The 3,126-nt window shown below is 29.6% G+C and carries 2 protein-coding genes; one reads left to right on the top strand and one right to left on the bottom strand.

All coding sequences use genetic code 11. The features are described from left to right. Positions 1-188 precede the first annotated feature (188 nt). On the bottom strand, positions 189-1,718 hold the full coding sequence (hutH, locus tag QNK89_RS07800) for a histidine ammonia-lyase (protein ID WP_340170451.1): 1,530 nt from the start codon (positions 1,716-1,718) through the stop codon (positions 189-191). A 127-nt stretch (positions 1,719-1,845) separates the two neighbouring features. Here hutH and QNK89_RS07795 point away from each other — a divergent pair, with 127 nt between their 5' ends. After that, a complete protein-coding gene (locus tag QNK89_RS07795; protein ID WP_340170450.1) occupies positions 1,846-2,901 on the top strand; it encodes a TlpA disulfide reductase family protein in 1,056 nt (351 codons plus the stop codon). The last annotated feature ends 225 nt before the right edge of the window (positions 2,902-3,126 follow it).

Raw genomic sequence — 3,126 nt, 5'->3', positions numbered from 1 at the left:
AAAAAATTAATGTGGACTTTAGTATTAATTTTCACCTCTACTATAGGTTCTGTAGTTTATTACTTTACAGAAATTCTTCCTCTTAAACCTAAAGAAGACAAAATTGAATCTATATAATACTTTAAAACGTTTAGTGTTTTATAACTAGCACATCAATTTCAAATTAATAAACCTTAGTTTTATATTTGTTATTTAATATTGTAGTTATTTAAAAACAACTCCTCTATTTCTATATCCACATCACTTAAAAACTGAATTGAGGCTTGAATATCATCATGTAAAACGCGATCTTTTTTAACAAAAGAAACTTCTTTTCTATAATTCTCTAAAAACGATTCTAAAAATGGAGATGTTTTTAATGGATTTCTAAACGCTATAGCTTGACTCGCATTCATTAACTCTATAGCAATAATGCGTTCTACATTTCTTATTAATCTATAAGCCTGTGTTGCTGCATTTGCTCCCATACTAACATGGTCTTCTTGGCCATTACTAGACACAATACTATCTACACTTGCAGGAGTAGCCAATTGCTTATTAGCACTAACAATACTTGCTGCTGTGTATTGCGGAATCATAAAACCAGAATTTAGTCCTGGATTATCTACTAAAAATGCTGGTAAACCTCTTAATCCAGATACTAATTGAAACACACGACGTTCAGAAATATTACCTATTTCTGCCATTGCAATTTTTAAATAGTCTATAGCTAAAGCTAAAGGCTGACCATGAAAATTACCTCCAGAGATAATTAAATCTTCTTCAGGAAATATAGTAGGGTTATCTGTAACCGAATTAATTTCTGTTAAAACAACTTTTTCAACAAAATCTAAAGTATCTTTTGTTGCTCCATGCACTTGAGGAATACATCTAAAAGAATATGGATCTTGAACATGAGCCTTTTCTCTAGTAATTAATTCGCTTCCTTTTAAAAACTCGTTAAAACGTCTTGCCACTTTTAATTGTCCTGGATGAGGACGAACTTGGTGCACTAAATCGTGAAAAGGTTCTATTCTACCATCAAAAGCATCTAAAGAGATACTAGCAATTACATCTGCTAAATAGGATGTCTTGTGAGACATTAACAATAAGTACACACCATATGCACTCATAAATTGTGTTCCGTTTAACAATGCTAAACCTTCTTTTGCTTCTAGTTTTATTGGTTCCCAATCAAACTTTTTAAGTATAGTATTTGCATTTACTTCTTTTTTATTGTGTACCACTTTTCCTTTTCCAAGTAATGGTAGAGCCAAATGAGCCAAAGGTGCTAAATCTCCAGAAGCTCCAAGAGATCCTTGAGTAAAAACAAAAGGAAACACATCGTTATTAAAAAAGTCTATTAAACGGTTTACAGTTGCTAACTGTACACCACTGTGTCCATAAATTAAAGATTGTATTTTTAAAAGCAACATTACTTTTACTATACTTTCTGGAACACGTTCTCCTGTTCCACAAGCATGAGACATCACTAAATTTTCTTGAAGTTGAGTTAACTCATTTTTAGAAATTTGAACATTATACAAAGAGCCAAAACCTGTATTAATTCCATAAAATGGCTTATCTGCTTCACTTAGTTTCTTGTCTAAAAATGCCTTACAATCTTTAATTTTTTCAGTAGATTCTTTAGATAATTTTAATTTTTTATCGTCTTTAAAAATATTGTAAATAGTTACAATATCTAATTTTTCTGAAGAAATATAGTGGTATGTGCTCATGGTTAGTTTTAAGTGACTCAAAAATCTGAATTCAAAACAAGTTATGCAACTATTGTTAATAATTAATTAAAATGTAAAAAATTAACATTTATTAGTTATTTTTGAGCTCAATAATATTTATTTAAAAATGAAAAAAATACTATTGTGCTTATCTGTTTTAGCTATTGTAGCTTGTAAAGAAGAAGCACCTAAAGATTATGTTACGTTATCTGGTAAAATTGGAAACCAAAATAGTGACTCTCTGTTTGTTTATCAAGGAAGAAATTTCTCTAAAACAATAAAAGTCGCAGAAGATGGTACTTTTAGCGATACTTTAAAAGTAACTACTGGAATGTATGTTGTTTATGATGGTAACCAAGCTACTCAATTATTTCTTAAAAATGGTTATGATTTAAATTTAGCTTTAGACACAAAAGAAATAAAAGAAACATTAAAGTTTACAGGTGAAGGTTCCGATTCTAATAACTTTATTGTTGATAAAACAAAGATGCAAGAAAACTTGATTGATCCTAGTGTTTTTGATTTAGAAGAAGCAGAATTTAATGCAAAAGTTTTAGAAATTGAAAAGCAAATGAATACTTTTTTAGAAGAGAATTCGAAAACATTAGATTCTACTTTTATAGTTAACGAAAAAGCACAAATCGCGCAATTTAAGCCAGGTATTACTAAAGCTTATAAGCTGCAACAAGGAAGAGCTGGGCAATTTGCATCTTTCATTGGTAAACCTTCTCCAAATTTTGATTTTGAAAACATAAAAGGTGGAAAAACATCACTTAAAGATTTAAAAGGTAAGTATGTATATATAGATGTTTGGGCTACTTGGTGTGGACCATGCCTAAGAGAGATTCCTTCTTTAAAGGAAGTTGAAAAAGAATTTCATGATAAAAATATTGAGTTTGTAAGTATATCTGTAGATGATGGTAGAGGATTTAAAGCCGATACAAAAGAGGAGTCTGCAAAATTAGCTTATGCAGGTTGGAAAAAAATGGTCGCTGAAAAAGAATTAGGTGGTATTCAAGTTATTTCGGATAATGGATGGCAAACTGAGTTTGTAGAAGGTTTTAAAATTAATGGGATACCTCGTTTTATTTTAATTGATCCTGCAGGAAATGTTGTTAATGCAGATGCTCCAAGACCTTCAAGTACTAAACTAGTAGAGTTATTTAACTCTTTAGAAATGTAATTAAAATTTAGATTTACACAAAAAAGACACTCTAACCGAGTGTCTTTTTTTGTATATAATGAGCCTATTAATGATTAATAATCATCTTCTTGTTAGTAGTAGTATTTTCATCTTCTAATTGAATTATATAGACACCATTTACTAAATAAGAAGTGTCTATATTGGCGTTATTTCTCTCAAGAATAGAGTTATAAATTAGCTTTCCTGTTAAATCTAAAATATTTA

Source organism: Lacinutrix sp., from assembly GCF_037625555.1.
In the GTDB taxonomy this organism is placed as follows: domain Bacteria; phylum Bacteroidota; class Bacteroidia; order Flavobacteriales; family Flavobacteriaceae; genus Lacinutrix.
This window is presented reverse-complemented; position numbering and strand designations above follow the sequence as displayed.